General features: G+C 71.2%; 21 protein-coding genes and 1 tRNA gene. 16 read left to right on the top strand and 6 right to left on the bottom strand.

What is annotated here, in order from left to right:
• Positions 1-44: 44 nt before the first annotated feature.
• Positions 45-1,760, bottom strand: coding sequence for a dolichyl-phosphate-mannose--protein mannosyltransferase (locus F4558_RS23045; protein ID WP_167945973.1), 1,716 nt, complete (start codon positions 1,758-1,760; stop codon positions 45-47).
• A gap of 93 nt (positions 1,761-1,853) precedes the next feature.
• Between F4558_RS23045 and rsmI the strand changes: the two genes are divergently transcribed.
• Entirely contained in the window at positions 1,854-2,693 is an 840-nt protein-coding gene (rsmI, locus tag F4558_RS23040; RefSeq protein ID WP_209274587.1) for a 16S rRNA (cytidine(1402)-2'-O)-methyltransferase, read from the top strand.
• 105 nt (positions 2,694-2,798) lie between these two features.
• Here the strand turns inward: rsmI and F4558_RS23035 are convergent, their stop codons facing one another.
• Positions 2,799-3,785 carry a hypothetical protein gene (locus F4558_RS23035; protein WP_312877386.1) on the bottom strand — a complete coding sequence of 329 codons (987 nt, stop codon included), beginning with the start codon at positions 3,783-3,785 and terminating at the stop codon, positions 2,799-2,801.
• A gap of 158 nt (positions 3,786-3,943) precedes the next feature.
• Here F4558_RS23035 and metG point away from each other — a divergent pair, with 158 nt between their 5' ends.
• The 7 genes from metG (at position 3,944) to F4558_RS23000 (ending at position 12,034) form a co-directional block, all read left to right on the top strand.
• The gene (gene metG, locus F4558_RS23030) at positions 3,944-5,746 is read left to right on the top strand and encodes a methionine--tRNA ligase (protein WP_167945971.1); all 1,803 of its coding nucleotides are present in this window, start codon (positions 3,944-3,946) and stop codon (positions 5,744-5,746) included.
• A gap of 107 nt (positions 5,747-5,853) precedes the next feature.
• The gene (locus tag F4558_RS23025; RefSeq protein WP_167945970.1) at positions 5,854-6,753 is read left to right on the top strand and encodes a TatD family hydrolase; all 900 of its coding nucleotides are present in this window, start codon (positions 5,854-5,856) and stop codon (positions 6,751-6,753) included.
• Positions 6,754-6,799: 46 nt separating this feature from the next.
• A complete protein-coding gene (gene rsmA / locus F4558_RS23020) occupies positions 6,800-7,669 on the top strand; it encodes a 16S rRNA (adenine(1518)-N(6)/adenine(1519)-N(6))-dimethyltransferase RsmA (protein WP_053659238.1) in 870 nt (289 codons plus the stop codon).
• 95 nt (positions 7,670-7,764) lie between these two features.
• Positions 7,765-8,715 carry a 4-(cytidine 5'-diphospho)-2-C-methyl-D-erythritol kinase gene (locus F4558_RS23015; RefSeq protein WP_167945969.1) on the top strand — a complete coding sequence of 317 codons (951 nt, stop codon included), beginning with the start codon at positions 7,765-7,767 and terminating at the stop codon, positions 8,713-8,715.
• A 226-nt stretch (positions 8,716-8,941) separates the two neighbouring features.
• Complete coding sequence (locus F4558_RS23010) at positions 8,942-10,747, top strand: ABC-F family ATP-binding cassette domain-containing protein (RefSeq protein ID WP_053659242.1); 1,806 nt, start codon at positions 8,942-8,944, stop codon at positions 10,745-10,747.
• Between the two features lie 101 nt (positions 10,748-10,848).
• A complete protein-coding gene (locus tag F4558_RS23005) occupies positions 10,849-11,304 on the top strand; it encodes a DUF4383 domain-containing protein (protein WP_053659244.1) in 456 nt (151 codons plus the stop codon).
• A 253-nt stretch (positions 11,305-11,557) separates the two neighbouring features.
• Positions 11,558-12,034, top strand: coding sequence for a DUF4383 domain-containing protein (locus F4558_RS23000; protein WP_053659246.1), 477 nt, complete (start codon positions 11,558-11,560; stop codon positions 12,032-12,034).
• Between the two features lie 31 nt (positions 12,035-12,065).
• On the opposite strand, the gene F4558_RS22995 is transcribed toward F4558_RS23000, so the two are convergent.
• Together F4558_RS22995 and F4558_RS22990 are read right to left on the bottom strand one after the other, a co-directional pair.
• Positions 12,066-12,746: a TetR/AcrR family transcriptional regulator gene (locus F4558_RS22995; protein WP_053659483.1), complete on the bottom strand. Its 681-nt coding sequence runs from the start codon at positions 12,744-12,746 to the stop codon at positions 12,066-12,068.
• Between the two features lie 219 nt (positions 12,747-12,965).
• On the bottom strand, positions 12,966-13,931 hold the full coding sequence (locus tag F4558_RS22990; RefSeq protein ID WP_053659249.1) for an acyl-CoA desaturase: 966 nt from the start codon (positions 13,929-13,931) through the stop codon (positions 12,966-12,968).
• 267 nt (positions 13,932-14,198) lie between these two features.
• On the opposite strand from F4558_RS22990, the gene F4558_RS22985 reads away from it, so the two are divergent.
• From F4558_RS22985 to F4558_RS22950, 8 genes are all read left to right on the top strand, one after another.
• A tRNA-Gln gene (locus tag F4558_RS22985) sits at positions 14,199-14,270 on the top strand.
• A gap of 110 nt (positions 14,271-14,380) precedes the next feature.
• Complete coding sequence (gene glmU / locus F4558_RS22980) at positions 14,381-15,913, top strand: bifunctional UDP-N-acetylglucosamine diphosphorylase/glucosamine-1-phosphate N-acetyltransferase GlmU (RefSeq protein ID WP_167945968.1); 1,533 nt, start codon at positions 14,381-14,383, stop codon at positions 15,911-15,913.
• 57 nt (positions 15,914-15,970) lie between these two features.
• Positions 15,971-16,951 carry a ribose-phosphate diphosphokinase gene (locus F4558_RS22975; protein WP_053659251.1) on the top strand — a complete coding sequence of 327 codons (981 nt, stop codon included), beginning with the start codon at positions 15,971-15,973 and terminating at the stop codon, positions 16,949-16,951.
• Between the two features lie 347 nt (positions 16,952-17,298).
• Positions 17,299-17,997, top strand: coding sequence for a 50S ribosomal protein L25/general stress protein Ctc (locus F4558_RS22970; RefSeq protein ID WP_053659253.1), 699 nt, complete (start codon positions 17,299-17,301; stop codon positions 17,995-17,997).
• Between the two features lie 95 nt (positions 17,998-18,092).
• On the top strand, positions 18,093-18,683 hold the full coding sequence (gene pth, locus F4558_RS22965) for an aminoacyl-tRNA hydrolase (protein ID WP_053659255.1): 591 nt from the start codon (positions 18,093-18,095) through the stop codon (positions 18,681-18,683).
• A gap of 133 nt (positions 18,684-18,816) precedes the next feature.
• Positions 18,817-19,647, top strand: coding sequence for an inositol monophosphatase family protein (locus F4558_RS22960; protein WP_053659257.1), 831 nt, complete (start codon positions 18,817-18,819; stop codon positions 19,645-19,647).
• A gap of 74 nt (positions 19,648-19,721) precedes the next feature.
• The gene (gene cysD, locus F4558_RS22955; protein ID WP_053659260.1) at positions 19,722-20,633 is read left to right on the top strand and encodes a sulfate adenylyltransferase subunit CysD; all 912 of its coding nucleotides are present in this window, start codon (positions 19,722-19,724) and stop codon (positions 20,631-20,633) included.
• Entirely contained in the window at positions 20,633-21,943 is a 1,311-nt protein-coding gene (locus F4558_RS22950) for a sulfate adenylyltransferase subunit 1 (RefSeq protein WP_053659262.1), read from the top strand. The genes cysD and F4558_RS22950 overlap by 1 nt, the downstream gene beginning before the upstream one ends.
• A 200-nt stretch (positions 21,944-22,143) precedes the next feature.
• Here the strand turns inward: F4558_RS22950 and galK are convergent, their stop codons facing one another.
• Together galK and galE are read right to left on the bottom strand one after the other, a co-directional pair.
• The gene (gene galK, locus F4558_RS22945; RefSeq protein ID WP_053659264.1) at positions 22,144-23,304 is read right to left on the bottom strand and encodes a galactokinase; all 1,161 of its coding nucleotides are present in this window, start codon (positions 23,302-23,304) and stop codon (positions 22,144-22,146) included.
• Positions 23,301-24,287 carry a UDP-glucose 4-epimerase GalE gene (galE, locus tag F4558_RS22940; protein ID WP_053659487.1) on the bottom strand — a complete coding sequence of 329 codons (987 nt, stop codon included), beginning with the start codon at positions 24,285-24,287 and terminating at the stop codon, positions 23,301-23,303. The genes galK and galE overlap by 4 nt, the downstream gene beginning before the upstream one ends.
• Positions 24,288-24,452: the final 165 nt, after the last annotated feature.

The raw sequence follows: 24,452 nt of genomic DNA, 5'->3' as shown, positions 1-24,452 counted from the left end.
GGGCCCGTCTGCGTCGCGCTGTGCGGCGCGTCGCCTGCCGGTGCCTATATCCACCGACCGTCGAGCCACATTCGCGACAGCCAATCCGAGTACGGAATCACCTTGCCCACGAAAATCGGATAGAAGTACGCGAAGCACAGCCCCACCAGCAGCACGTAGGCGCCGGCCGCGACACTGCCCACCAGCCGCCGCTCGTACGCCGGGTCGCCGGGCGTCAGCCGAGTCACCTCGCCCACCTCGCCCCCGGCCGGTGCGATGAGCGCACCCAGCACGTAGACCACGGCAAGCACCAGGAAGGGCAGCACCGGCGCGGTGTAGAACGAGAACATCGTCCGGCCGTCGAGGGCGAGCACGAACCAGGGCAGCAGCCCGGCCGCCACGCTGAGCAGGATCGCGCCGGCCCGCCAGTCGCGCCGTGCCACACCCAGCCACACCAGCGCCACCAGGGCGGGCAGGAACGACCACCACAGCAGCGGGGTGCCCAGCAGCAGGATCTCCGAGGCGCAGCTCGGTGCGCCGCACGCCCCGTCGGTCGCGTAGTGGAACGCCACCGGACGGCCGAGCAGCAGCCACTGCCACGGCCACGACTGGTACTTGTGGGGATCGTCGAGTTGGGCGTGGAAGCCGTACGCAGCGCGGTGGTATTCGAAGAGGTTGATCAGCGGGCCGATCACCGGGGCGTCACTGAGCTTGTCGGTCGGGTACGCCGTCGACGACGCCAGCCGGTAGTAGCCGTCGTCGGAGAGCAGCCACCCCGACCAGGTGGCGATGTAGGTGACCACGATCAGCACGCCGGCCAGCACCAGCCACGGCAGCTCGTCGAGCACGGTGTCCCGCCAGGGCCGGCGGACGCCCGCGGACCGGCGGACCCCGACCTCCCAGAGGATCACCAGCAGCGCGAACGCGGGCACGAAGTAGACAGCGCTCCACTTCACCGCGCAGGCGCAGCCGATCAGCACCCCGGCGGCCAGGCGCCACCACGGCCACGTACGCCAGCCCGTCGGCGGTCGGCCGGCCCGACCCGGCCGGCTCGTGTCGAGCCCGTCGTCGAGAGCGCGCGCCCAGCGTCGGCGGCTGGCGTCGCGGTCGAGCACCAACGCGCCGAACGCGGCAAGCACGAAGAACAGCAGGAAGATGTCGAGCAGCGCCGCGCGGGACAGCACCAGGTGGAAGCCGTCCAGGGCGAGCAGCAGACCGGCAGCGCACCCCAGGACCGTCGAGCGGAACATCCGCCGGCCGATCCGGACCAGCAGGAGCACCGACAGGGTGCCGATGACGGCCGCCGAGAACCGCCAGCCGAACTCCGGCGAGGTGGTGATCAGGTGCCCGGGAACGGAGACCTTCGAATCGGCGTCCTGATAGCCGAAGGCCCACTCGCCGAGGCCGATCAACCACTTGCCCAGTGGCGGGTGCACCACGTACGAGGCGACGTTGTCCTTGTAGTTCCACTCGACGCCGCGGCTGATCAGCCCGTACGCGTCCTTGGCGTAGTACGTCTCGTCGAAGATCTTACCGCTGGGGCTGGACAGGCCGAGGAAACGTAGGATCGCCGCGATGGCCACCACGACTGCTGTGGCGAGCCACGAGAACCGGTCCGCCCGGGCGTCGACTGTGGCGAACCGGCGGCGGATCACAGCGGCAGCGCCGCCGCCCTCCACGCGGGGTGCCGGTGGATCCGCCGTGGGGCCGGGCTCGCCGGTCACCTCGACCGTGTCTGCCGGGTCGGCGCTCGGGCTCTGCGCTGTCGACGCACTCGTCACCCGGCGATCGTAGGCTGCCAAGGTGCCCGGTGGCGCCCGTCGTCCCCGATAGCGGTATGGATTGTCGATGAAGGAGACGATGTCGTGGGTGAAATGTCCGAGGCTGGGCGCCTCATTCTGCTCGGTGCCCCGCTCGGAAACCCCGCCGACGCGTCGGCCCGGCTCCGGGAGGTGCTGGCCAGCGCCGATGTGGTGGCCGCCGAGGACACGCGCCGCCTGACCCGGCTGGCCCGTGACCTCGACATCACCGTCGGTGGTCGGATCGTCTCGTATTTCGAGGGCAACGAGGAGCGCCGGACCCCGGAACTGGTCGAGGTGATCCTCGGCGGCTACACGGTTGCTCTGGTCACCGACGGAGGCATGCCGAGCGTCTCCGACCCCGGCTACCGACTGGTCAGGGCCGCGCTGGACGCCGGGGCGCCGGTCACCGTCGCCCCCGGGCCCAGCGCGGTCACCACCGCCCTCGCCGTCTCCGGGCTGCCCTGCGACCGGTTCTGCTTCGAGGGGTTCCTACCTCGGACGCCCGGCGCTCGCCGGTCCCGTCTGCGGGCGCTCGTCGCCGAGGAACGCACCCTCGTCTTCTTCGAGGCCCCACACCGGATCGGCGCGGCGCTCACCGACCTGGCCGAGACGTTCGGCGCGGATCGGCCGGCCGCGCTCTGCCGGGAACTCACGAAGACCTACGAGGAGGTGCTCCGCCGCCCTCTCGGTGAACTGGCCCGCTGGGCCGCCGATGGCGACCCGCGCGGGGAGATCACCCTTGTGGTCGCCGGGGCGCCGGTGACCGCAGCGGAACGTCCCGACGACGACACACTGCGCGCGGCGGTCGCCGAGCGGGAGGCGGCCGGCCTGTCCCGCCGGGACGCGATCACCGAGGTCGCCACCGAGTACGCCCTCCGCCGCCGCGACGTCTACACGATCGTGCACAGCTGAACCGGCCCGCCGACTCCGCCGCGCGGCGCTGGGCTCACCACGCGGCGGTGGATTCACCACGCGCAGATTCACCACGGGGCGCAGATTCACTAAGCGGCGCAGGATTCACCACGCGGCGGCGAGGAAACCGATGGTGATCAGCGCCGGGCCGGCAAGTGCGGCGGTGACCGCCCAGAGGCGGTGCCTCCGGCCGGGCAACCGGGTCGCGCCGGTCCAGCGGGCGATGCCGGCCGCGCAGCCGGCCACCACCAGCAGGCCTGGCAGCCAGCGCAGGTGCCGGCCGGCACCGGTGTCGGCGTACGCGGTGCCGCTGTCCGGGCCGGTCATCCGAGCGGGCAGCGTCGTCCCCCGCGCGTCCCGTCCGGCCGGTACACCGCTAACCCGTACGCCATGGGCCAGGAACTGCCCGTCGTCCGCGCTGAAGACGCCCCGGCACCGCTGGGTGAGCCCGTCGCCGGTGCACTCGTCGATCACCACTGTGCCGGTGCGGGCGTGCCCGACCGCGAGCCAGAACGGCCCCGCGCTGACCCAGGCGAAGAAGGCCGTGACCAGGCTCAGCAGCACCAGCGCGGCAAGCCCGGGCAGCGGGTCCGGCAGCGCTGCCGTCCGGGGCGGGGCGCGGCGTGCGACCCGCCGGTCGCGCTGGGGCTCGGTGTCCTGCCGGACCGGGGTGCCGTCCCAGTGCACCTGCTCGATCGGCGCCCAGAAGGCACCGTCCTCGTCGTCAGGCGCGTCGGCGTCGAGCCGCCGGGCACCTCGGTGCCAGCGGCTCTGCTGGCGGACCGGCACCCGTCGTGGCACCGCGTCCACAGGCGCCCCGGTGGTCGGCTCCACCTCGACTGGCGCTGCGCCGGCCGGCTCCGGGTCGTCCGCCGGCCCGTGAACCGGCTCCACACCGAGCGCCGCGCCGTTGGCCGGCCCCCTGCCGACGCCCGGCACCGGCCGGGGCTGCGGCGCGACCCCGGCACCCCGGGACGCGCCAGGTGCCACCCGGGCGCCTCGGGCCGGGTCAGGCGTCTGGACGGGCTCGTCGCCGGCCACCGGCCCGGTGGGACGGTCGTCGTGGTCCCGCGCCGTTCGTCTGCCAGTCACGACGACCATTGCACACCGGTCACGGGGACGGAACGGGCAGGTCGACAGCGTGTCGGGAACAAATCGGACCAATAGTCGGGGTGGTCGGCCCAGTCCGCCGGGCCGGCACCCCCTATTGGTTCGCGGGGCTCCCGGACGGGTCACTAGGCTTGCTGCTCATGAGTCACGTTCTCGCGGCAGTGGCCTGGCCGTACGCCAACGGCCCCCGCCACATCGGCCACGTCTCCGGTTTCGGCGTTCCCTCCGACGTCTTCGCCCGGTACATGCGGATGGCCGGCCACGACGTGCTCATGGTCTCCGGCACCGACGAGCACGGCACCCCCATCCAGGTGCAGGCCGACGCCGACGGGGTCACCCCGCGCGAGCTGGCCGACCGGTACAACAGGGTGATCGTCGAGGACCTGCACGGCCTCGGGCTCTCCTACGACCTGTTCACCCGCACCACCACCCGCAACCACTACGCGGTGGTGCAGGAACTGTTCGAGGGGATGTACCGCAACGGCTACATCGTGCCGAAGACCACCATGGGCGCCATCTCGCCGTCCACCGGGCGCACCCTTCCCGACCGCTACATCGAGGGCACCTGCCCGATCTGCGGGTACGACAGCGCGCGCGGCGACCAGTGCGACAACTGCGGCAACCAGCTCGACCCGATCGACCTGATCGACCCGAAGTCGCGGATCAACGGGGAAACCCCGAAGTTCGTCGAGACCGAGCACTTCTTCCTGGACCTGCCCGCGCTGGCCGAGGTGCTGCGGCAGTGGCTGGACACCCGCGACGGGTGGCGGCCCAACGTGCTGCGGTTCTCCCGCAACCTGCTCGACGACCTCCAGCCGCGGGCGATCACCCGGGACCTGGAGTGGGGCGTACCCATTCCGTTGGACGACTGGCGGGACCGGCCCGACAAGCGGATCTACGTCTGGTTCGACGCGGTGATCGGTTACCTGTCCGCCTCGATCGAGTGGGCCCGCCGCTCCGGCGACCCGGAGGCGTGGCGCAGGTGGTGGTCGACCGACGGCGAGGGCAAGGACGCGCGGTCGTACTACTTCATGGGCAAGGACAACATCGTCTTCCACTCGGTGATCTGGCCGGCGCTGCTCTCCGGCTACTCCGGCGAGGGCTCCCGCGACGGTGAGCCCGGCCAGCTGGGCCGGCTCAACCTGCCCACCGAGGTGGTCTCCAGCGAGTACCTGACCATGGAGGGGCGCAAGTTCTCCTCGTCCCGCAAGGTGGTCATCTACGTCCGCGACTTCCTGGAGCGCTACGACGCCGACGCGCTGCGCTACTTCATCGCCGCCGCCGGCCCGGAGAGCAACGACACGGACTTCACCTGGGCCGAGTTCCTCCGCCGCAACAACGACGAGCTGGTCGCCGGCTGGGGCAACCTGGTCAACAGGTCCGTCTCGATGGCGGCGAAGAACTTCGGCGCCATCCCGCCGGTCGACCCGGCAGGACTCACCGAGGCAGACGAGGCGCTGCTCGCGGTGGCCCGGGCCGGCTTCGCCACGGTCGGTGACCTGATCGGCCGGCACCGGCAGAAGCAGGCCATCGGCGAGGCCATGAAGGTGGTCGCCGAGGCCAACAGGTACCTGTCCGAGCAGGCGCCGTGGAAGCTCAAGGCCGAGGCCGACAAGCCCCGCCAGGGCACCATCCTGCACGTCGCCCTTCAGGTGGTCAGTGACGCCAACACGCTGCTCACCCCGTTCCTGCCGCACTCCGCGCAGCAGGTGCACGAGCTGCTGGGCGGCACCGGCGTACACGCGCCGATGCCTGTCATCGAGCAGGTCGACGACCTGGACGGCGGTCCGTCGTACCCGGTGCTGACCGGGGACTACACGGTCGGCGCGCGCTGGGAGTCGGTGCCGCTGGAGTCCGGCCGGCCGCTGGCACCGCCGAAGCCGGTGTTCCGCAAGCTCGACCCGTCGATCGTCGACGAGGAGCTGGCCCGCCTGGCCGAGTGACCGTCCGGGCCCGGCTTCGAACGCCGCGCGGCGACGGTGGGCCGCCGCCGCGCGGCGTGGTCGAGGTGAACGCCGGGTGGCGGGCAGATGGACAGCCCCGGTGTGTGATGCTGTCGCTGATGAGCGAGCCCACTGAAACCCGCCGCGAGCGTGCCGCCCGGCGGGCCGGAGAGTTCCCACCCGCCCCCGAACCACTGCCCCGGCCGGTGCTGGACAGCCACACCCACCTGGACATCACCGTCAGCGAGGCCGGCGTACCCGGCGGAGGGTCGACCGACGACCCGATCGGCTCGGCGGTCGCCGTGGCCGCCGAGGTCGGCGTGGATCGGCTGGTCCAGGTCGGAGTCGACGTGGCGTCCTCAGTGTGGGGCGCGGACGTCGCCGAGCGTCACCCGGCCGTGCTGGCCACCGTGGCGCTGCACCCCAACGAGGCACCCCGGTTGGCCGACCTCGACGAGGCGCTTCGGGAGATCGAGTCGTTGGCCGCCCGGGAACGGGTCCGGGGGATCGGCGAGACCGGGATGGACTTCTTCCGTACCGGCGACGAGGGGCGCGCCGCGCAGGAGGAGAGCTTCCGGGCGCACATCGCCATCGCCAAGCGGCACGGCAAGGCGCTCGTCGTCCACGACCGGGACGCACACGCCGACGTGCTGCGGATCCTCGACGACGAGGGCGCACCGGACACGGTGGTGCTGCACTGCTTCTCCGGCGACGCCGACTTCGCCCGCGAGTGCGTCCGCCGTGGCTTCCTGCTCAGCTTCGCCGGCACCGTCACGTTCGGCAGCGCGGGTGCCCTGCGCGAGGCGGCCGCGCTGACCCCGGTGGACCAGATCCTTGTGGAAACCGACGCGCCCTACCTCACCCCGATGCCGTACCGGGGCCGGCCGAACGCCTCGTACCTGATCCCGCTCACCGTCCGCTCGCTCGCCGCTACCACCGGCACCGACCTGGACGAGCTGTGCACGGCCATCTCCGCCACCGGCGACCGGGTCTTCGGCCCGTGGTGAGCCCGGCCGCACGGACGGTCCCGACGTCGCAGTTACGCTGCCAGCCATGACCGGTCTCCTCGGCCCGGCGGAGATCCGGGAACTCGCCGCCCGGCTGGGCGTCGCGCCCACCAAGAAGCTGGGCCAGAACTTCGTGCACGACCCGAACACAGTGCGTCGGATCGTCACGGCCGCCGGTCTGAGCCCCGACGACGTGGCCCTGGAGGTCGGCCCCGGGCTCGGCTCGCTCACACTGGGGCTGCTGCCCGTCGCCGGGCACGTGCACGCCGTCGAGATCGACACGGTGCTCGCCGGGGCGCTGCCGGACACCGCCGCGCGGTACGCCGGCCCGGACGCCGACAGGCTCACCGTGCACCGGGCCGACGCGCTGCGCATCCGCGCCGACGAACTCGCCGACCCCGCGCCGACCGCGCTTGTGGCGAACCTGCCCTACAACGTGGCAGTGCCTGTGGTGCTGCACCTGCTCGCCGAGCTGCCGAGCCTGCGCCACGGCCTCGTAATGGTGCAGAAGGAGGTCGCCGACCGGCTGGTCGCCGGTCCCGGCTCCAAGGTGTACGGCATTCCGTCGGTCAAGCTTGCCTGGTACGCCCAGGCCCGAGGTGCCGGTCGGGTGCCGCCGAACGTGTTCTGGCCGGTACCCAACGTCGACTCCGGCCTCGTCGCCTTCACGTGCCGCCAGCCACCGCGCGCCGACGTACCCCGGGAACGGGTTTTCGCAGTGGTGGACGCGGCCTTCGCGCAGCGTCGCAAGACCCTGCGCGCCGCGCTGGCCGGTTGGGCCGGCGGCGCGGACCGGGCCGCCGCCGCGCTCACCGCCGCGGGTGTCGACCCCGGCGCCCGGGGCGAGTCGCTGACCGTGGAGCAGTTCGCCGCGATCGCCGCGTCGGCTCCGGTCGGTACGCCGGCCGCGAAGTAGGCTGACGCGATGCCCGCCCACTCCGCTCACTCCGTCGAGGTGCTGATCGTGGCCAAGCCATTCGACATCCGCCTGCGTACGCGGACCGGCACCCCGTGACCGAGGCCTGGCGACCGGACGACGAGGACGAGCGGCGTGGTGCCCTCGGGCCGGTCAAGGTACGAGTCCCCGCGAAGATCAACCTGCACCTCGGGGTGGGCCCGCTGCGCCGCGACGGCTACCACGAGCTGAACACCGTCTACCACGCGATCTCGATCTACGACGAGCTGACCGCGCGCCGGGGCGACACCCTCGCGCTCACCATGGAGGGCGAGGGCACCGGCGAGCTGGCGCTGGACGACACGAACCTCGTGATCCGCGCCGCGCACGCCCTCGCCGGGTACGCGGGAGTGTTGCCGCACGCCCGGCTGCACCTGCGCAAGCAGATCCCGCTCGCCGGTGGTCTGGCCGGCGGCAGCGCCGACGCGGCCGCCGCGCTTGTGGCCTGCGACGCGCTGTGGGGCACCGGGCTGTCCCGTGACGAGTTGGCCGGGATCGCCGCCGACCTCGGCTCCGACGTGCCGTTTTTGATCTACGGCGGCACGGCGCTGGGCACCGGCCGGGGCGAGGCCGTCAGCCCCGTGCTGGCCCGACCGACGTCCTGGCACTGGGTCGTGGCGATCGCCGACGTTGGCCTGTCCACCCCGGCTGCCTACCGCGAGCTGGACCGGCTCCGCGACACCGGCGCGGCCGGCACTCCGTTGGGCAGCACCGATGCCCTGCTCGGCGCGCTGCGTCAACGCGACCCCCGGGTCCTCGCCCGTACGCTGGGCAACGACCTTCAGGACGCCGCACTGGCCATGCGCCCGGCACTGGCGGACACGCTCAAGGCCGGCGAGGCGGCCGGCGCGCTCGCCGGCATCGTCTCCGGCTCCGGCCCTACCTGCGTCTTCCTCGCCTCCGACGCGGCAAACGCGGAACGGATCGCCGCCGACCTGGCCGTCGCCGGCGTGTGCAGACTGGCGCGGGTCGCGCACGGCCCGGTCGCCGGCGCCCGCGTCGGCTGACCTCTCGCCCGGCTGCCGCGTCGGCTGGCCTCTCGCGTCCGGCGGCCCGTCGGTCGGCCGCGGCGCTCCGACCTGCGGTTTGTCGGTTGCCCGCGGCGGGTCAACCCTGTGGTCCATCGGTCGGCCGCGGGCGCGCGGCGAAGCTCTCGCGGACGTCCGCGTACCCTTGGGACAGGCGTCCAGGTGCCCGCCGGCACCGGGACGCCTTGATCATGAAGGGTGGAACGTGGCGAACATCGTCAATCTGGACCGGGTGTCCAAGGGGTACGGCGCCGCCGGCCGGCTGCTCACGGACGTCTCACTCGGTCTGGACGACGCCGACCGGATCGGCGTGGTCGGCCTCAACGGCGCCGGAAAGTCCACCCTGCTGCGGCTGCTCACCAAGCAGGAGGACCCCGACGACGGCCGGGTGACCCACCGCCGCGACCTGCGCGTGCTCTGGCTGCCGCAGCAGCTCACCCTCGCCCCCGACTCCACGGTGCGGGACGTCGTGCTCGGCACCGCCTGGCTCGACGAGGGCATGGGCGCCGAACACGAGTGGGCCGGCGACGCCGGAGTGCGCGCCATCCTCGACGGCCTCGGCATGCCACACCTCGGCCTCGACCAGCCGGTCGGCCCGATGTCCGGTGGCGAGCGTCGCCGGGTGGCGCTCGCCGCGCTGCTCGTCCGCGACTCCGACCTGCTGATTCTCGACGAGCCCACCAACCACCTCGACGTCGCAGGTGTCGACTGGCTGGCCCGGCACCTGGTCGGCCGCAAGGGCTCCCTCGTGGTGGTCACCCACGACCGGTGGTTCCTGGACGCGGTCTGCACGAACACCTGGGAGGTCGCCGACCAGACCGTCCGGGCGTACGAGGGTGGGTTCGCCGCCTGGATCCTCGCCCGCGCCGAGCGTGAACGCGTCGCCGCCGCCACCGAGGCCCGCCGGCAGAACCTGCTCCGCAAGGAGATCGCCTGGCTGCGCCGTGGCCCGCCCGCCCGCACCTCGAAGCCGCAGTTCCGCATCGACGCCGCGAACGCCCTGATCGCCGACGTGCCGCCGGCCCGCGACACCATGTCGTTGCAGCGCATGGCCACCTCCCGGCTCGGCAAGCAGGTGTACGACCTGGAGAACGTCGAGCTGCGCGCCGGCCCCAAGGAGATCCTGCGCGACGTCACGTGGCAGGTCGGCCCCGGCGACCGGATCGCCATCCTCGGCGCCAACGGCGCCGGCAAGACCACGCTGCTGCGGCTGCTCGCCGGCATCACCCGACCCGATGGTGGCCGCCTCAACACGGGCTCCACTGTCAAGCCCGCGTTCCTGTCCCAGGAGCTCGCCGAACTGCCCGGGCACCTGCGCGTCCTCGAGGCCGTCGAGGAGGTCGCCCGCCGGGTCCAGCTCGGCGACCGGGAGGTCTCCGCGGCCCAGCTCGCCGAGGTCTTCGGCTTCGACGACCGCCGCCTCTGGACGCCCGTCAGCGACCTGTCCGGCGGCGAGCGCCGCCGGTTGCAGATGCTGCGGCTGCTCGCCGGTGAGCCCAACGTGCTGCTCTTCGACGAGCCCACGAACGACCTGGACACCGACACGCTGGCCGCGCTGGAGGACCTGCTCGACTCGTGGCCCGGCACGATCGTCGTGGCCAGCCACGACCGCTACCTCATCGAGCGTGTCACCGAGACAGCGTTCGGGATGTTCGGCGACGGCCGGCTCGTGCACCTGCCCGGCGGCATCGACGAGTACCTTGCCCGGACTGCCGAGCGGGCGGGCGCGCCCCGGGCAGCTGCCACCTCGACCACAGCGTCCGCCGGCCCCTCCGCCGGAGGCATGTCCGCCGCCGAGGTACGCCAGGCGCGCAAGGAGCTGACCCGGCTGGAACGGCAGCTCGGCAAGCTCGACCAGCGCGAGACGACCCTGCTCGACCAGCTCGCCACCGACGCCACCGACTACGCCAAGGTCGCCGAACTGGACACCCAGCTCAAGGACCTGCGCGCCGAACGGGAGCGGATCGAGGAGACCTGGATGACCCTCGCCGAGGACCTGCCCGAGAGCTGACCGGGGTGGGAGACGCCGGCCCGGGGGCCGTGTGCGGCGTCACACCACCACATGCGGGACAATCGTCGGCGACACCTCACCCACGGCGTTGGAGATCAGACATGGCCCACACCCCCGTCAACCACCCCGCGCGGCCGATCTACCGGGCGATCGGCGGGCTGACCGGTCTGTACCTGGTGGTCTTCGGTGTGCTCGGCATCATCACGACCGCCGGCGACGAGCTCTTCGCGCAGGACGACACCCACGTGCTCGGTCAGGGCACGAACTTCGGGTTCTCGCTGCTCAGCGTCCTTCTGGGGATCGTCGTGCTGGTCGGCACCGTGCTCGGCCGCAACATCGACGTGGCGATCAACCAGTGGCTCGCGTACGCCCTCATGGCGATCGGCCTGGGCAGCCTGGCGTTCATCCGGACCGATGCCAACATCTTCAACTTCAGCGTCTTCACCGTGATCGTCATGCTGACGGTCTCGATGGTGCTGCTCATGGCCGGCATGTACGGCAAGGTCGGGTCGGAGGAGGAGGCGGAGGCGTTCCAGAAGGCTCGCCTCGTGCTCTGAGTTCCTTTGGTCGCTTCTCTTGGTTGCGGCCGTGGGTTTTCGCCGGAGCCCGACCTTGCTCGCTGTTGTGGTTTTCGCCGGAGCCCGAGCTGCTCCGGGCGGTCAGGCTTGATCCCTGCGCAGCTCGGGCTCCGGCGAGAACCTGACCTGGTCCCGCCTTTCGGCGGACCTTCCGCTTTGGCTGTTCAGCGGACAGCTTCTGTCGCGTCGGGTGACAATCCTCCTGAAACGGTCGATTCAGGGGGTTCGAGGCATGGCGCACTTTCCGGTGAACCATCCGGCACGGCCGCTCTACCGGGTCCTCGCCGGTCTGATCGGCCTCTACATCCTGGTCTTCGGCGTGTGGGGTGTCGCCGAGACGCTCGGTGACCCGCTGTTCGACAGGGGCAGCCACTGGGCGCTCGGCCTGCGCACCAACCTGGCCTTCTCGCTCGCCTCGGTGATCTTCGGAGTTGTCCTGATCATCGGGGCGTCCCGGCGCACCAACCTCGGCCACTACATGAACCTCACCGCCGGCGCGGTGTTCCTCGTGACGAGCATCCTCATGATGTCGGTGCTGCAGACCGAGGCGAACTTCCTCAACTTCTCGATGTCCACAGTGATCGTGTCGATGGTGTTCGGCCTGATCCTGCTGGGCACCGGCCTCTACGACAAGGTCGGGTCCGAGGAGCACGCCGAGACGGAACGCCAGAGGCGTAGCCACCCGGTGGCCGAGGTGCACCGCCGCTGACCCCTCGGGTCAGCAGCCCTCGCCGACCCGGTCAGCGACGCCGCGCGGTGATCAGGCCCGGCTTCGCCTCCAGGTGCGACAAGCCGTTCCAGGCCAGGTTGACCAGGTGCGCCGCCACCATCTCCTTGCGCGGCTTACGAACCTCCATCCACCAGCGGCCGGTCAACGCGACCATGCCCACAAGCGCCTGGGAGTACAACTCGGCCAACTTCGGGTCGTAGCCCCGGCTCTTGAACTCGGCGCCCAGTATGTGCTCGACCTGGTGGGCCACGTCGTTCATCACGCTGCTGAAGTTGGCAGTGCCGGACATCAGCGGCGACTCGCGGACCAGCACCCGGAAGCCGCTTGTCTCTTCCTCGATGTAGCCCAGCAGGGCCATCGCCGCCTGCTCCAGCAACTCGCGCGGATGCCCCGCGGTGAGCGCCGTGGTGATCCGGTCCAGCAGGGCCCGGACCTCCCGGTCCACCACCACCGCGTAGAGCCCTTCCTTGCCGCCGAAGTGCTCGTACACGACAGGCTTCGAAACCTTGGCGCGGGCCGCCACCTCCTCGATGGAGGTGGCGTCGAATCCGCGTTCGGCGAACAGTTGACGGCCCGTCGCGATCAACTGCTCCCGCCGTTGGGCCGCCGACATGCGTACCCGGGAGGCGGGTTTGGGTTTGGGCGCCGGAGCCGCGCGCCGGCCCCCGGCATCGTCGCTTACCTCAGGCATGTCGCCACCTCGCTGGCGCTCGGTGACGCCCTGCCGTGGGATGGACCCTCCGTTGTGCCCGTTCACATCGTCGCCTCACTGGCGGGCGGCTTCGCCGCCCGCCGTGCCGTGCGACCGTACCCGGAGCGGGCCCGGCCCTGTCCGCCGAGCCGTCCGGTCCCCCGCTTGGCTCGGTCACCCGGCCATCCTGCCAGGCGCCTCCCCGGAGTACCGCCCGCTTTACTGCGGTGGGACAGGCTTCACGAGCTTCGCCGCGATGCGTTCCGGCTTCGGCCAGCGGACCTGCGATGCCGCTCCGGTCTTCTCGAACAGCCAGATGACGCGTGCGGAGATGTCCACCTGACCGCGCAGGACGCCGTGCCGCGCGCTGGTGGGGTCGGCGTGGTGCAGGTTGTGCCAGCTCTCGCCGAACGACAGGATCGCCAGCGGCCAGAAGTTCGACGCCCGGTCGCCCTGACGCATGGCGAACGGACGCTCGCCGTAGACGTGGCAGACCGAGTTGATCGCCCAGGTGACGTGGTGCAGCAGGCCGATGCGGACCAGCCCGGCCCAGAAGAACGCGGTGAGCGCGCCCTGCCACGACCAGGTCACCAGGCCGCCGATCACTGCCGGGCCGAGCAGCGACACCATCACCAGCACCGGGAACAGCCGGTCCACCCGGCTGATGTCACGGTCGGCGATCAGGTCGGGCGCGAACCGCGCCCGGTTGGACAACTCCCGGCGGAACAACCAGCCGACGTGGGCGTGGAACAGGCCCCGGGTCAGAGCCCAGAAGCTGGTGCCGAAGCGCCACGGGGAGTGCGGGTCACCCTCCAGGTCGGAGAAGGCGTGGTGCCGCCGGTGGTCGGCCACCCACTGGATGATCTCGCCCTGCACCGCAAGGGAACCCGCTACCGCCAGGGAGACGCGCAGCCACCGCTTGGCCTTGAACGAGCCGTGCGTGAAGTAGCGGTGGAAGCCGACGGTGATGCCGAGTCCGCTGACCACGTAGAAGACCAGGCCGATGATCACGTCGGTCCAGCCCAGCCAGCCACCCCAGGCCAGCGGGACGGCGACCAGCAGGGCCACGAAGGGGATCACCACGAAGGCATAGAGGGCGGCCAGGATTCCGGGGGACTGGCTGCCGTCGGTGAGCGGTTTCGGGCCGGGACCGGCAGTGTTCGGTTCAAGCAGAGCGGTCGACATTGCACCTCGCAGAGGGGGACGAAAAGATCACTAAGCTACGCCTACGTCACCGTAACTTACGGCACCGTAGATCGCACGAGGAAGTTTCGGAAAGCCAGGTCAGAGGTGTCGCCGCCGGGGCATCGCGCCGCCGCGCGGGGTTGGGCTCAGGGCCGTTGGAGGCGGGCCGGGGACTTCGGGTGCGGCACCGACGCCCGATCGGCGATGGCGCTGGGCGACAGGGACGCTAAGGTGTAGCGGCGGGATGCGATGCGCTCGCGTCGATGATCGGCCGTGGTGTAATTGGCAACACCCGGGTCTTTGGTACCCGTATTTCAGGTTCGAACCCTGGCGGCCGAGCTGCCCAGTTTGGCCCGTTCTGAGGTCGGCTGGGGGTAAGTGGGAACATGGCCGGACCCCGCGGTTAGCATGACCGCGAGAGTGTCCGCCGTCCCGACGGGAGCCACGTCGTGCCCCAGCCCCACCTTCGAACCGTCGTCGTGCTCGCCGCCGGTGAGGGCAAGCGGATGAAGTCGACACTGCCAAAGGTGCTGCACCCCCTGCTCGGTCGTACGCTGCTCGGCCACGTTCTGAGCGCGGCCGCGCCGCTGGCCGCCGACCGCACGGTCGTCGTGGTCGGGCACGGCGCCGACCAGGTCCGCGCCCACCTCACCGATGTCGCCCCGGACGCCACGCCCGTGCTCCAGGCCGAGCAACTCGGCACCGGGCACGCCGTCCGCATCGCCCTGGAGGCCGTACCGGACGGAGCCGGCACCGTCGTGGTGATCAACGGGGACGTGCCGCTGCTGCGCCCGGAGACCGTCGGCGCGCTTGTCACCGCGCACGAGCAGGCCGGCGCCGCGGCCACAGTGCTGGCCGCCGAGGTCCCGGACCCGACAGGGCTCGGTCGGATCGTCCGGGACGCCGACGGGCGCCTGGAGCAGATCGTCGAGGAGCGCGACGCCGACGCCACGCAGCGCGCCATCCGGGAGATCAACGCCGGCATCTACGCGTTCGACGCGATGCGGCTGCGCGACGCGCTGGGCAAGCTCTCCACCGACAACGACCAGGGCGAGGAATACCTGACCGACGTGTTCGGGCTGCTCCGCTCGTCCGGCGAGCCGGTCGCCGTGCACGTCGCGGACGACCACGTGGAGACGTTGGGCTGCAACGACCGGGTGGAGCTGGCGACGCTGCGCCGCCTGCTGCGCGACAGGGTCAACGAGGCCTGGATGCGCACCGGCGTCAGCCTGCTCGACCCCGCTACCACCTGGATCGACGTGACAGTGGCGCTGGACCGCGACGCGGTCGTCGACCAGAACACGCAGCTGCGCGGCAGCACAGTGGTCGGCGCGGGCGCGCTCATCGGGCCGGACGTCACGCTCGTCGACACGATCGTTGGCCCGGCCGCCTCGGTGGTGCGCAGCCACGCGGTGGGCGCCGAGGTGGGCGCGGGCGCCAGCGTGGGCCCGTACGCCTACCTGCGGCCGGCTGCTCGACTCGCCGACAAGGCGAAGGTCGGCACGTTCGTCGAGGTGAAGAACTCGGAGATCGGTGCCGGCTCCAAGGTGCCGCACCTGACGTACGTGGGTGACGCGACGATCGGCGAGCAGAGCAACATCGGGGCGGCGTCGGTCTTCGTCAACTACGACGGGGTCAACAAGCACCGCACGGTGATCGGCAGCCACGCACGGACCGGCGCGGACAACATGTTCGTGGCGCCGGTCGAGGTGGGCGACGGCGCGTACACGGCGGCGGGCTCGGTCATCGTGGATGACGTGCCGGCCGGTGCCATGGGTGTCGCCCGTGCCCGCCAGCGCAACATCGAAGGCTGGGTGGTGAAGCGGCGGGCCGGCACTGCTGCGGCCCAGGCGGCTGAGCGGGCGGGTGCGGTGCAGGGTGCGCCCAATGGTGCCGGTGCCGCAAGTGACAGTGAGGCAATGCACGGGCCGGGCGAGACGGTGGGCGGGCCGTCCGGCGCGGGAGATACTGCAACCGAATAGTCTCCGACCCACCATCACCGGGCCGGGTATCGCCGACAAACGGGAGCAGACGGGCCCATGGGCAGCATCGTCGCCGAAAACCGCAAAAGCCTGATGCTCTTTTCCGGACGAGGGTTTCCGGAGTTGGCCAAGGAGATCGGCGAGGTGCTCGGCGTGGCGCCGACGCCCTCCGACGCGTACGAGTTCGCCAACGGCGAGATCTTCGTACGGTTCAAGGACTCGGTACGTGGTTCGGACGCCTTCGTGGTGCAGTCCGTGACGCACGGGGTGAACACCTGGGTCATGGAGACCCTGATCATGGTGGACGCGCTGAAGCGGGGTTCCGCCAAGCGGATCACCGTCGTGCTGCCGTTCTATCCGTACGCGCGGCAGGACAAGAAGCACCGGGGCCGCGAGCCGATCTCGGCGCGGCTGGTCGCGGACCTGCTGAAGACCGCGGGCGCGAACCGGATCCTCACCGTCGACCTGCACACCGCGCAGATCCAGGGCTTCTTCGACGGCCCGGTGGACCACCTCTTCGCGATGGACATCCTCGCCGAGTACGTGGAGCACAAGTACGCGGGCCGGCCGATGACGGTGGTGGCACCGGACTCGGGCCGGGTACGGGTGGCCGAGCGGTGGACCGACCGGCTGGGCGGGTGCCCGCTGGCGTTCATCCACAAGACCCGCGACCCGATGAAGCCGAACCAGGTCGTGGCGAACCGGGTTGTCGGTGAGGTGGAGGGCCGGGTCTGCCTGATCGTCGACGACATGATCGACACCGGCGGCACGATCACGAAGGCCGCTGACATCCTCAAGGAGTCGGGCGCGGCGGAGATCGTGGTGGCGTCCACCCACGCGCTGCTGTCGGACCCGGCCACCGAGCGGCTGAAGAACAGCTCGATCAGCGAGATCGTGGTCACCAACACGCTGCCGCTGCCGCCGGAGAAGCAACTGGACAAGCTGACGGTGCTGTCGATCGCGCCGCTGCTGGCGCGGGCGATCCGGGAGGTCTTCGACGACGGTTCGGTGACCACCCTCTTCGGCGGGCTGAGCTGATCGTTTCCTGACCCGGGCGAGCCCTGTTTCGCCGTTTGACGCGCCGGCGGGTCCGAAGCTGGCAAGCTGATGCGAAACAGGGCTGGCACGCTGGCGGGAGAGCCGTCGGTGGGCCGGCTCGCGGCGGTGACCGGGGACTGCCGTGAGCCGCGGAATCACCTCGGGTAGACTGGTGCGGTTGCCACGGCGAGGGTGCCCGGCGGGCCGCTGAAAGAGCGCCGCACGGAGGCACCGTCATCGACGCGGTGCTCCGGGCAGTCGTTCATGACGCATGAGCCCCAGCGAGCCCCTCGCCCCAGCACCGCCAGACGACAAGCCGCCGCAGCGAAAGTATCAGGAGTTTCCCCGTGTCCGAGGTAAAGATCAGCGCCGAGCCCCGCACCGAGTTCGGCAAGGGTGGTGCCCGCCGTACCCGCCGGGCCGGCAAGGTGCCAGCCGTGCTGTACGGCCACGGCGAGAAGCCCAAGCACATCGCGCTGCCGTCGCGGGAGTTCGCCGCGGCCATCCGTAAGGGTGGCGCCAACCAGCTCTTCGCGATCGACATCACCGACGGCACCCAGGTGCTGGCGCTGCCGAAGGCGATCCAGCGTGACCCGATCCGGGACAGCTTCGAGCACGTGGACCTCATCCTGGTCCGTCGGGGCGAGAAGGTCACCGTGGAGGTCCCGATCCAGCTGACCGGCGAGGCCGCCCGGGACACCCTGATCGTGCACGACCACGACACCCTCTCGGTGACCGCCGACGCCACCAAGGTGCCGGACCACCTCGAGGCTTCGATCGAGGGCCTGGAGGCGGGTTCCCAGGTGACCGCCGGCGACGTCGAGCTGCCGAGCGGTGTCGAGCTGGCTGTCGACCCGTCGCTGCCGGTCGCCGCGGTGACCGCCGCCCCGACCGCCGAGCAGCTCGAGGCGACGCTGCCCGACGTCGAGGAGGCCACCGAGGAGGCTGACGCCGAGGTCGGCGAGGTCACCGAGGGCTCCGAGGGCGCGGACGCCGCTCCGGCCGCCGAGGGCGCGGAGAACACCGAGGCGCGCACCGAGGCCTGATCGGTTCGTACGATGCGGCAGGCGTCCCCGAGGATTCGGGGGCGCCTGCTGGCGTGTCGGGGTCGGTCGGGCGGAACTGCGAAGGGGATCAGGTCGTGACGGACGAGGCGGGGCCGTGGCTTGTGGTCGGCCTGGGCAACCCCGGTCGGGAGTACGCCGGGAACCGGCACAACGTCGGGTTCATGGTGGCCGACCTGCTGGCCGGGCGGGTGGGAGCGCGGTTCGGCCGCCACAAGCGGGCTGTGGCTGAGGTCGCCGAGGGGCGGCTGGGGTTCGGCGGGCCGAAGCTGGTGCTTGCCAAGCCGCTGACGTACATGAACCTTTCGGGTGGGCCGGTCGCGGCGTTGTCGCAGTTCTACAAGGTGCCTCCGGCGCAGGTGATCGCGGTGCACGACGAGCTGGACATCGGTTTCGGCCAGGTGCGGATCAAGTGCGGCGGCGGCGAGGGCGGGCACAACGGCCTGCGGTCGATGTCGAAGTCGTTGGGCACGAAGGACTACGTCCGGGTGCGGTTCGGTGTCGGCCGCCCGCCGGGTCGGCAGGATCCTGCGGATTATGTGCTGTCGGATTTCGGCGCGGCGGAGCGCAAGGAGTTGGATTTCCTGGTGGACAGGGCCGCCGACGTGGTGGAGTCAGTGATCCACAAGGGCGTGGAGCCCACCCAGAACCTCTACCACGGCGGTTGAGCCGGGCGGGCCGTACCTGATCGGAAATGGTGGGCCGGTAGTCTGCGCCTTCGGGGTGCCGCGACAAGCGCAGCGGGTCGTGGCCAATCGGTCCGTGCGGTGCGGGACGCGGGCGAGGCGACGGGAGCGTCAGATGGGCAGTCCTCCGATGATCGACGGCGCGTTCGCCAGGTGGTTGGCTTCCCGGGCGGGCCAGGCGCTGCTCGCCCTGCGTGAGGAGTTGGGTTTCGCGGACGCGGGCGCCCTGAAGTCGGCCGGTGACAAGGTGTCGCACGACCTGATCCGCACGGAGCTGGCGAAGTGGCGGCCTGGGGACGCGGTGCTGTCCGAGGAGGACGAGGGCTCGCGGCTGGCCTGGGCGGCCGAGGTGAACGCCGAAGCGGTGTCCCGGCTGGCCGCCGACCGGGTGTGGATCATCGACCCGTTGGACGGCACCCGGGAGTTCTCGGAGGAGGGCCGCTCGGACTGGGCGGTGCACATCGCCCTCTGGGCGCGCAACGCGCCGAGCGGGCACGGGCTGGTCGCCGGGGCGGTGGGGCTGCCGGCGCAGCACCGGGTGCTGGGCACCGACTACCCGCCGGCGTACCCGCCGATGACTGTGGAGGCGGCGACGGCCGGCGAGCGGAAGATCCGCCTTGCGGCGAGCCGGAGCCGTCCGCCGGTGTTCCTCACCGACCTGGCCGAGGACGTGGGTGCGCACCTGGTGCCGATGGGTTCGGCCGGCGCGAAGATCGCCGCTGTGGTGACCGGCGAGGTGGATGCGTACATCCACGCCGGCGGGCAGTACGAGTGGGACTCGGCTGCTCCGGTCGCTGTGGCGACGGCCACCGGCCTGCACGCTTCCCGGATCGACGGTTCTGCGCTTCGATACAACGAGGCGGATCCGCGCCTTCCGGACCTGCTGGTCTGTCGCAAAGATCTCGCCAGTCGGTTGCTTGCAGCGTTGCAGAGGCATTCCGGGTAGCCTGAGCGGACTTCTTGACATGCCCGACCGGAAAGGTCTGGAAATCGGATGAGCAAGCGAATCGAGCCGCGGTCATGAGCGCCCCCGCCGCCTACCGGGTCTCCCACCTGGACGCCCTTGAGGCGGAGAGCATCTTCGTGATGCGCGAGGTGGTCGCCGAGATGGAACGCCCGGTGCTGCTCTTCTCCGGCGGCAAGGACTCGATCGTCATGCTGCGGCTGGCGCAGAAGGCGTTCGCCCCGGCCAACATCCCCTTTCCCGTGATGCACGTCGACACCGGGCACAACTTCCCCGAGGTCCTCGAATACCGCGACCAGCGGGTCGCCGAGCTGGGGTTGCAGCTCGTGGTGGCAAGCGTGCCGGAGGCGCTGGCCAGTGGGCTGGTCCGGGAGTCCGGCGACGGGATGCGCAACCGGATCCAGACGCCGGTGCTGTTGGAGGCGGTGGAGAAGCACCGCTTCGACGCGCTGTTCGGTGGCGCCCGCCGGGACGAGGAGAAGGCCCGGGCGAAGGAGCGGGTGTTCAGCTTCCGCGACGAGTTCGGCCAGTGGGACCCGAAGAACCAGCGGCCGGAGCTGTGGTCGCTGTACAACGGCCGGCACCACCCGGGTGAGTCGATCCGGGTCTTCCCGCTGTCCAACTGGACCGAGCTGGACGTCTGGCACTACATCGCCCGGGAACGGATTCCCCTGCCGTCGATCTACTACGCGCACGAGCGTGAGGTGATCGAGCGCGACGGCATGGTCTACGCCGTGAACGAGTTCTTCCGCCCCCGGGCGGGCGAGGAGCGGTTCAAGGCGCAGGTGCGCTACCGCACCGTCGGTGATGCCTCCTGCACCGCCGCCGTCAGGTCGGACGCGGACACCGTGGAGAAGGTCATCGAGGAGGTGGCGGCCACCCGGATCACCGAGCGTGGCGCGACCCGTGGTGACGACCGGGTCAGCGAGGCCGCCATGGAGGACCGCAAGCGGGAGGGGTACTTCTGATGACCACCGAGATCGTGGCCCCGGCCGCCGCCGAGACCACATCGGAGGCGCGGCCGATGGACCTGCTGCGGTTCGCCACCGCCGGCAGCGTGGACGACGGCAAGTCGACGCTGATCGGGCGGCTGCTCTACGACACCAAGTCGCTCTTCACCGACCAGCTCGCCGCCGTGGAGGCGGTAAGCGCTGCCCGTGGCGACGAGTACACCAACCTGGCGTTGCTCACCGACGGTCTGCGGGCCGAGCGGGAACAGGGCATCACCATCGACGTGGCGTACCGGTACTTCGCCACGCCACGGCGCAAGTTCATCATCGCCGACACCCCCGGGCACATCCAGTACACCCGCAACATGGTCACCGGGGCCTCCACGGCCGACCTGGCGCTGATCCTGGTGGACGCCCGCAAGGGCCTTGTCGAGCAGTCCCGCCGGCACGCGTTCCTCTGCTCGCTGCTGCGGGTGCCGCACCTGGTGCTGTGTGTCAACAAGATGGACCTGGTGGACTGGTCGCAGGAGGTCTTCGAGCGGATCGCCGACGAGTTCACGGCGTTCGCCGCGAAGCTCGACGTACCGGACCTGACGGTGGTGCCGGTCTCCGCGCTGCGCGGCGACAACATCGTGTCCCGGTCGGAGAACATGCAGTGGTACGAGGGCCCGTCGCTGCTGCACCACCTGGAACGGGTGCACATCGCCAGCGACCGCAACCTTGTCGACGTGCGGTTCCCCGTGCAGTACGTGATCCGGCCGCAGTCCACCACTGTCACCGACTACCGCGGCTACGCCGGCCAGGTCGCCTCTGGTGTGCTCAAGCCCGGCGACGAGGTGATGGTGCTGCCGTCCGGCTTCACCAGCCGGATCGCCGCCGTGGAGACCGCCGACGGGCCCGTCGCGGAGGCGTTCCCGCCGATGTCGGTGACGGTACGCCTGGCCGACGAGATCGACATCTCCCGGGGCGACATGATCTGCCGGCCGAACAACGCGCCAGCGGTCGCCCAGGACATTGAGGCGATGGTCTGCTGGATGGACGAGACCCGTCCGTTGCGGGTCGGCGGCCGGTACGCGATCAAGCACACCACCCGTTCGGCGCGGGCGATCGTGCGTGGGCTGCACTACCGGCTGGACATCAACTCGCTGCACCGTGACGAGTCGGCCGACGAGCTGCGCCTCAACGAGATCGGTCGGGTACGGCTGCGCACCACGGTGCCGCTGTTGGCCGACGAGTACCGCCGCAACCGCACCACCGGTGGCTTCGTCATCATCGACGAGGCCACCAACCGCACAGTGGGCGCGGCAATGATCGTCGAAGCGGCCTAACACCCGCACCCGCCGCTCCCGCTCCGCGCCCGCCTCCCGCTGCCACTCCCGCCGCTGCCGCTCCCGCCCTTCGCGATCTTGCAGTTTTGGTCGCCGTTCTGCCCCCTTGTAGGGGAATTGTCGCGGCAGAAACTGCAAGATCGCCGGGGTGCGGGGTGCGGGGTGCGGGGTGCGGGGTGCGGGGTGCTGCAGGTCGGGGGTTAGTCGAGGCGGGTTGCGCCGGGGGCGGGGAGGACCGTCAGAGTGTTGGGGGCGGTGAAGCCGCGCTCGGCGTAGGCCGTCCTGACGGCGGTCGCCACCGCTTCGGCGCGGTCCGCCTCGATGAGGGCCAGGACGCACCCGCCGAAGCCGCCGCCGGTCATCCGGGCGCCGAGCGCGCCTGCCGCCAGCGCCGCCTCGACGGCCGTGTCGATCTCCGGCACGGTGATCTCGAAGTCGTCGCGCATCGAGACGTGCGAGGCGGTGAGCAGCGGGCCGATGTCCCGGGCCCGGCCCGCGCGGAGCAGTGCGACAGTGTCGAGCACACGCTGGTCCTCGGTGACCACGTGCCGGACCCGCCGCCGGGTCACCTCGTCGTCGAGGCGGGCCAGCGCGGCGTCGAGCTGGTCGACGGTCACGTCGCGCAGCGCGGGAACACCGAGCGCCTTGGCCGCCGCCTCGCAGGACCGGCGGCGGTCGGCGTACTCGCCGTCGGCGTGCCGGTGCGGCGCCCGGCTGTCGATGACGAGCACAGCCAGCCCGGCGGCGTCCAGATCGAACGGGATGTGCTCGACGGACTCGTCGCGGCAGTCGAGGAAGAGCGCGTGCCCGGCCCGGCAGCGGATCACCGCGGACTGATCCATGATGCCTGTTGGCGCGCCGACGTAGACGTTCTCCGCGCGCTGCGCCAGCCGTGGCTGCCGTTCGGCAGGCAACTCCAACCCGCCGAGGTCGAGCAGGGCGGCGAGCACTGCTGCCTCCAGCGCCGCCGACGAGGAGAGCCCCGAGCCCAGCGGCACGTCGGAGGCGATCGCCAGCCGGGCACCGGGCACCGGATGGCCGGCGTCGCGCAACGCCCACACCACCCCCGCCACGTACGCGCCCCAGCCGGTCACCCGGCCCGGCTCGGCCACGTCGTCCGCGCCGAAGGTGATGGTCTCGCCGGAGAGCTCGGACCAGACCGTCCAACTTTCGTCGGCCTGCCGGTCGGCGGCTACGACGGTACGCAGCGGCAACGCGAAGGGCAGCACGAACCCGTCGTTGTAGTCGGTGTGCTCGCCGATCAGGTTCACCCGACCCGGTGCTGCCCAACGGCCGGCCGGCTCGACGCCGTACAGCTCGGTGAAGCCTGCGGCGGCCCGCTCGGCCACGTCACCGGTCATTGGTGCTGCTCCAGGATGTGCGCGCGGTAGAACGCCCAGGCGTCGCCGATCATGTCGTGCAGGGTCGGCTTCTGCGGCTCCCAGCCCAGTTCGTCGCGGGCCAGCGCGGAGGAGGCGACAAGCTCGGCGGGATCGCCCTCGCGGCGCGGCGCGACCTCGACCGGCACCGGGTGGCCGGTGACCTCGCGGACCACGTCGACGACCTGCCGGTTGGTGAAGCCGTTGCCGTTGCCCAGGTTGTAGACGCGGTGCTGGCCGGCGGTGGCGGCGTCAAGCGCCAGCAGGTGGGCACGGGCCAGGTCGGCGACGTGGATGTAGTCGCGGACGCAGGTGCCGTCCACGGTGGGGTAGTCGTCGCCGAAGAGCTGGAGCTTCTCCCGCCGGCCGGCGGCGACCTCCAACGCGATGGGGATGAGGTGCGTCTCCGGGTCGTGTCGCTCGCCCAGCGCGACATCGCCGGTGAGGTGGGCGCCCGCGACGTTGAAGTAGCGCAGCGAGACGGCGGCCAGCCCGTGCGCGATGGCCTCGGAGGTGAGTGCCATGTCGACGGCGAGCTTCGTGGCGCCGTACGTGTTCGTGGGCGCCTTGACCGCTGTCTCCGGAATGGGGAGTTCGGTGGGGTTGCCGTAGACGGCCGCGGTGGAGGAGAAGACCATCCGGGGCACCCCGGCGGCCCGGACCGCGTCGATCAGGGCGAGCGTGCCGACTGTGTTGTTCTGCCAGTACAGCTCAGGCTTGACCATCGACTCACCGGCGGCGATCAGGGCGGCGAAGTGCAGCACCCCGTCGAACCCGGCGTCGGGAGTGACGACCTGGGCGGCGTCGTGGATGGACGCCTCGACGTGGGTGGCGTCCGGAGCGAGTGCCTCGCGATGACCGGTGCGCAGGTCGTCCAGGACGACGACCTGGTGCCCGGCGTCGAGCAGCATCCGGGTCACGACGCTGCCGATGAAGCCGGCGCCCCCGGTGACGAGCAGTTTCACGTCGTTGCCTCCTGCCTGGCCCGCCGGGACGCGGTCCTTGATGATCACCCTACGGCTGCGCGTGGCACCTCGACCGGCCGCGCCGCCAACCCATTCCATCATAATCTCTCACGTCTAAACAGAGCCGAACATGCCGGCTCTCCCTGATGCCACGTGCGACGGGCC

Origin of the sequence: Micromonospora profundi (genome assembly GCF_011927785.1) — a bacterium.
Lineage (GTDB): Bacteria > Actinomycetota > Actinomycetes > Mycobacteriales > Micromonosporaceae > Micromonospora > Micromonospora profundi.
This window is presented reverse-complemented; position numbering and strand designations above follow the sequence as displayed.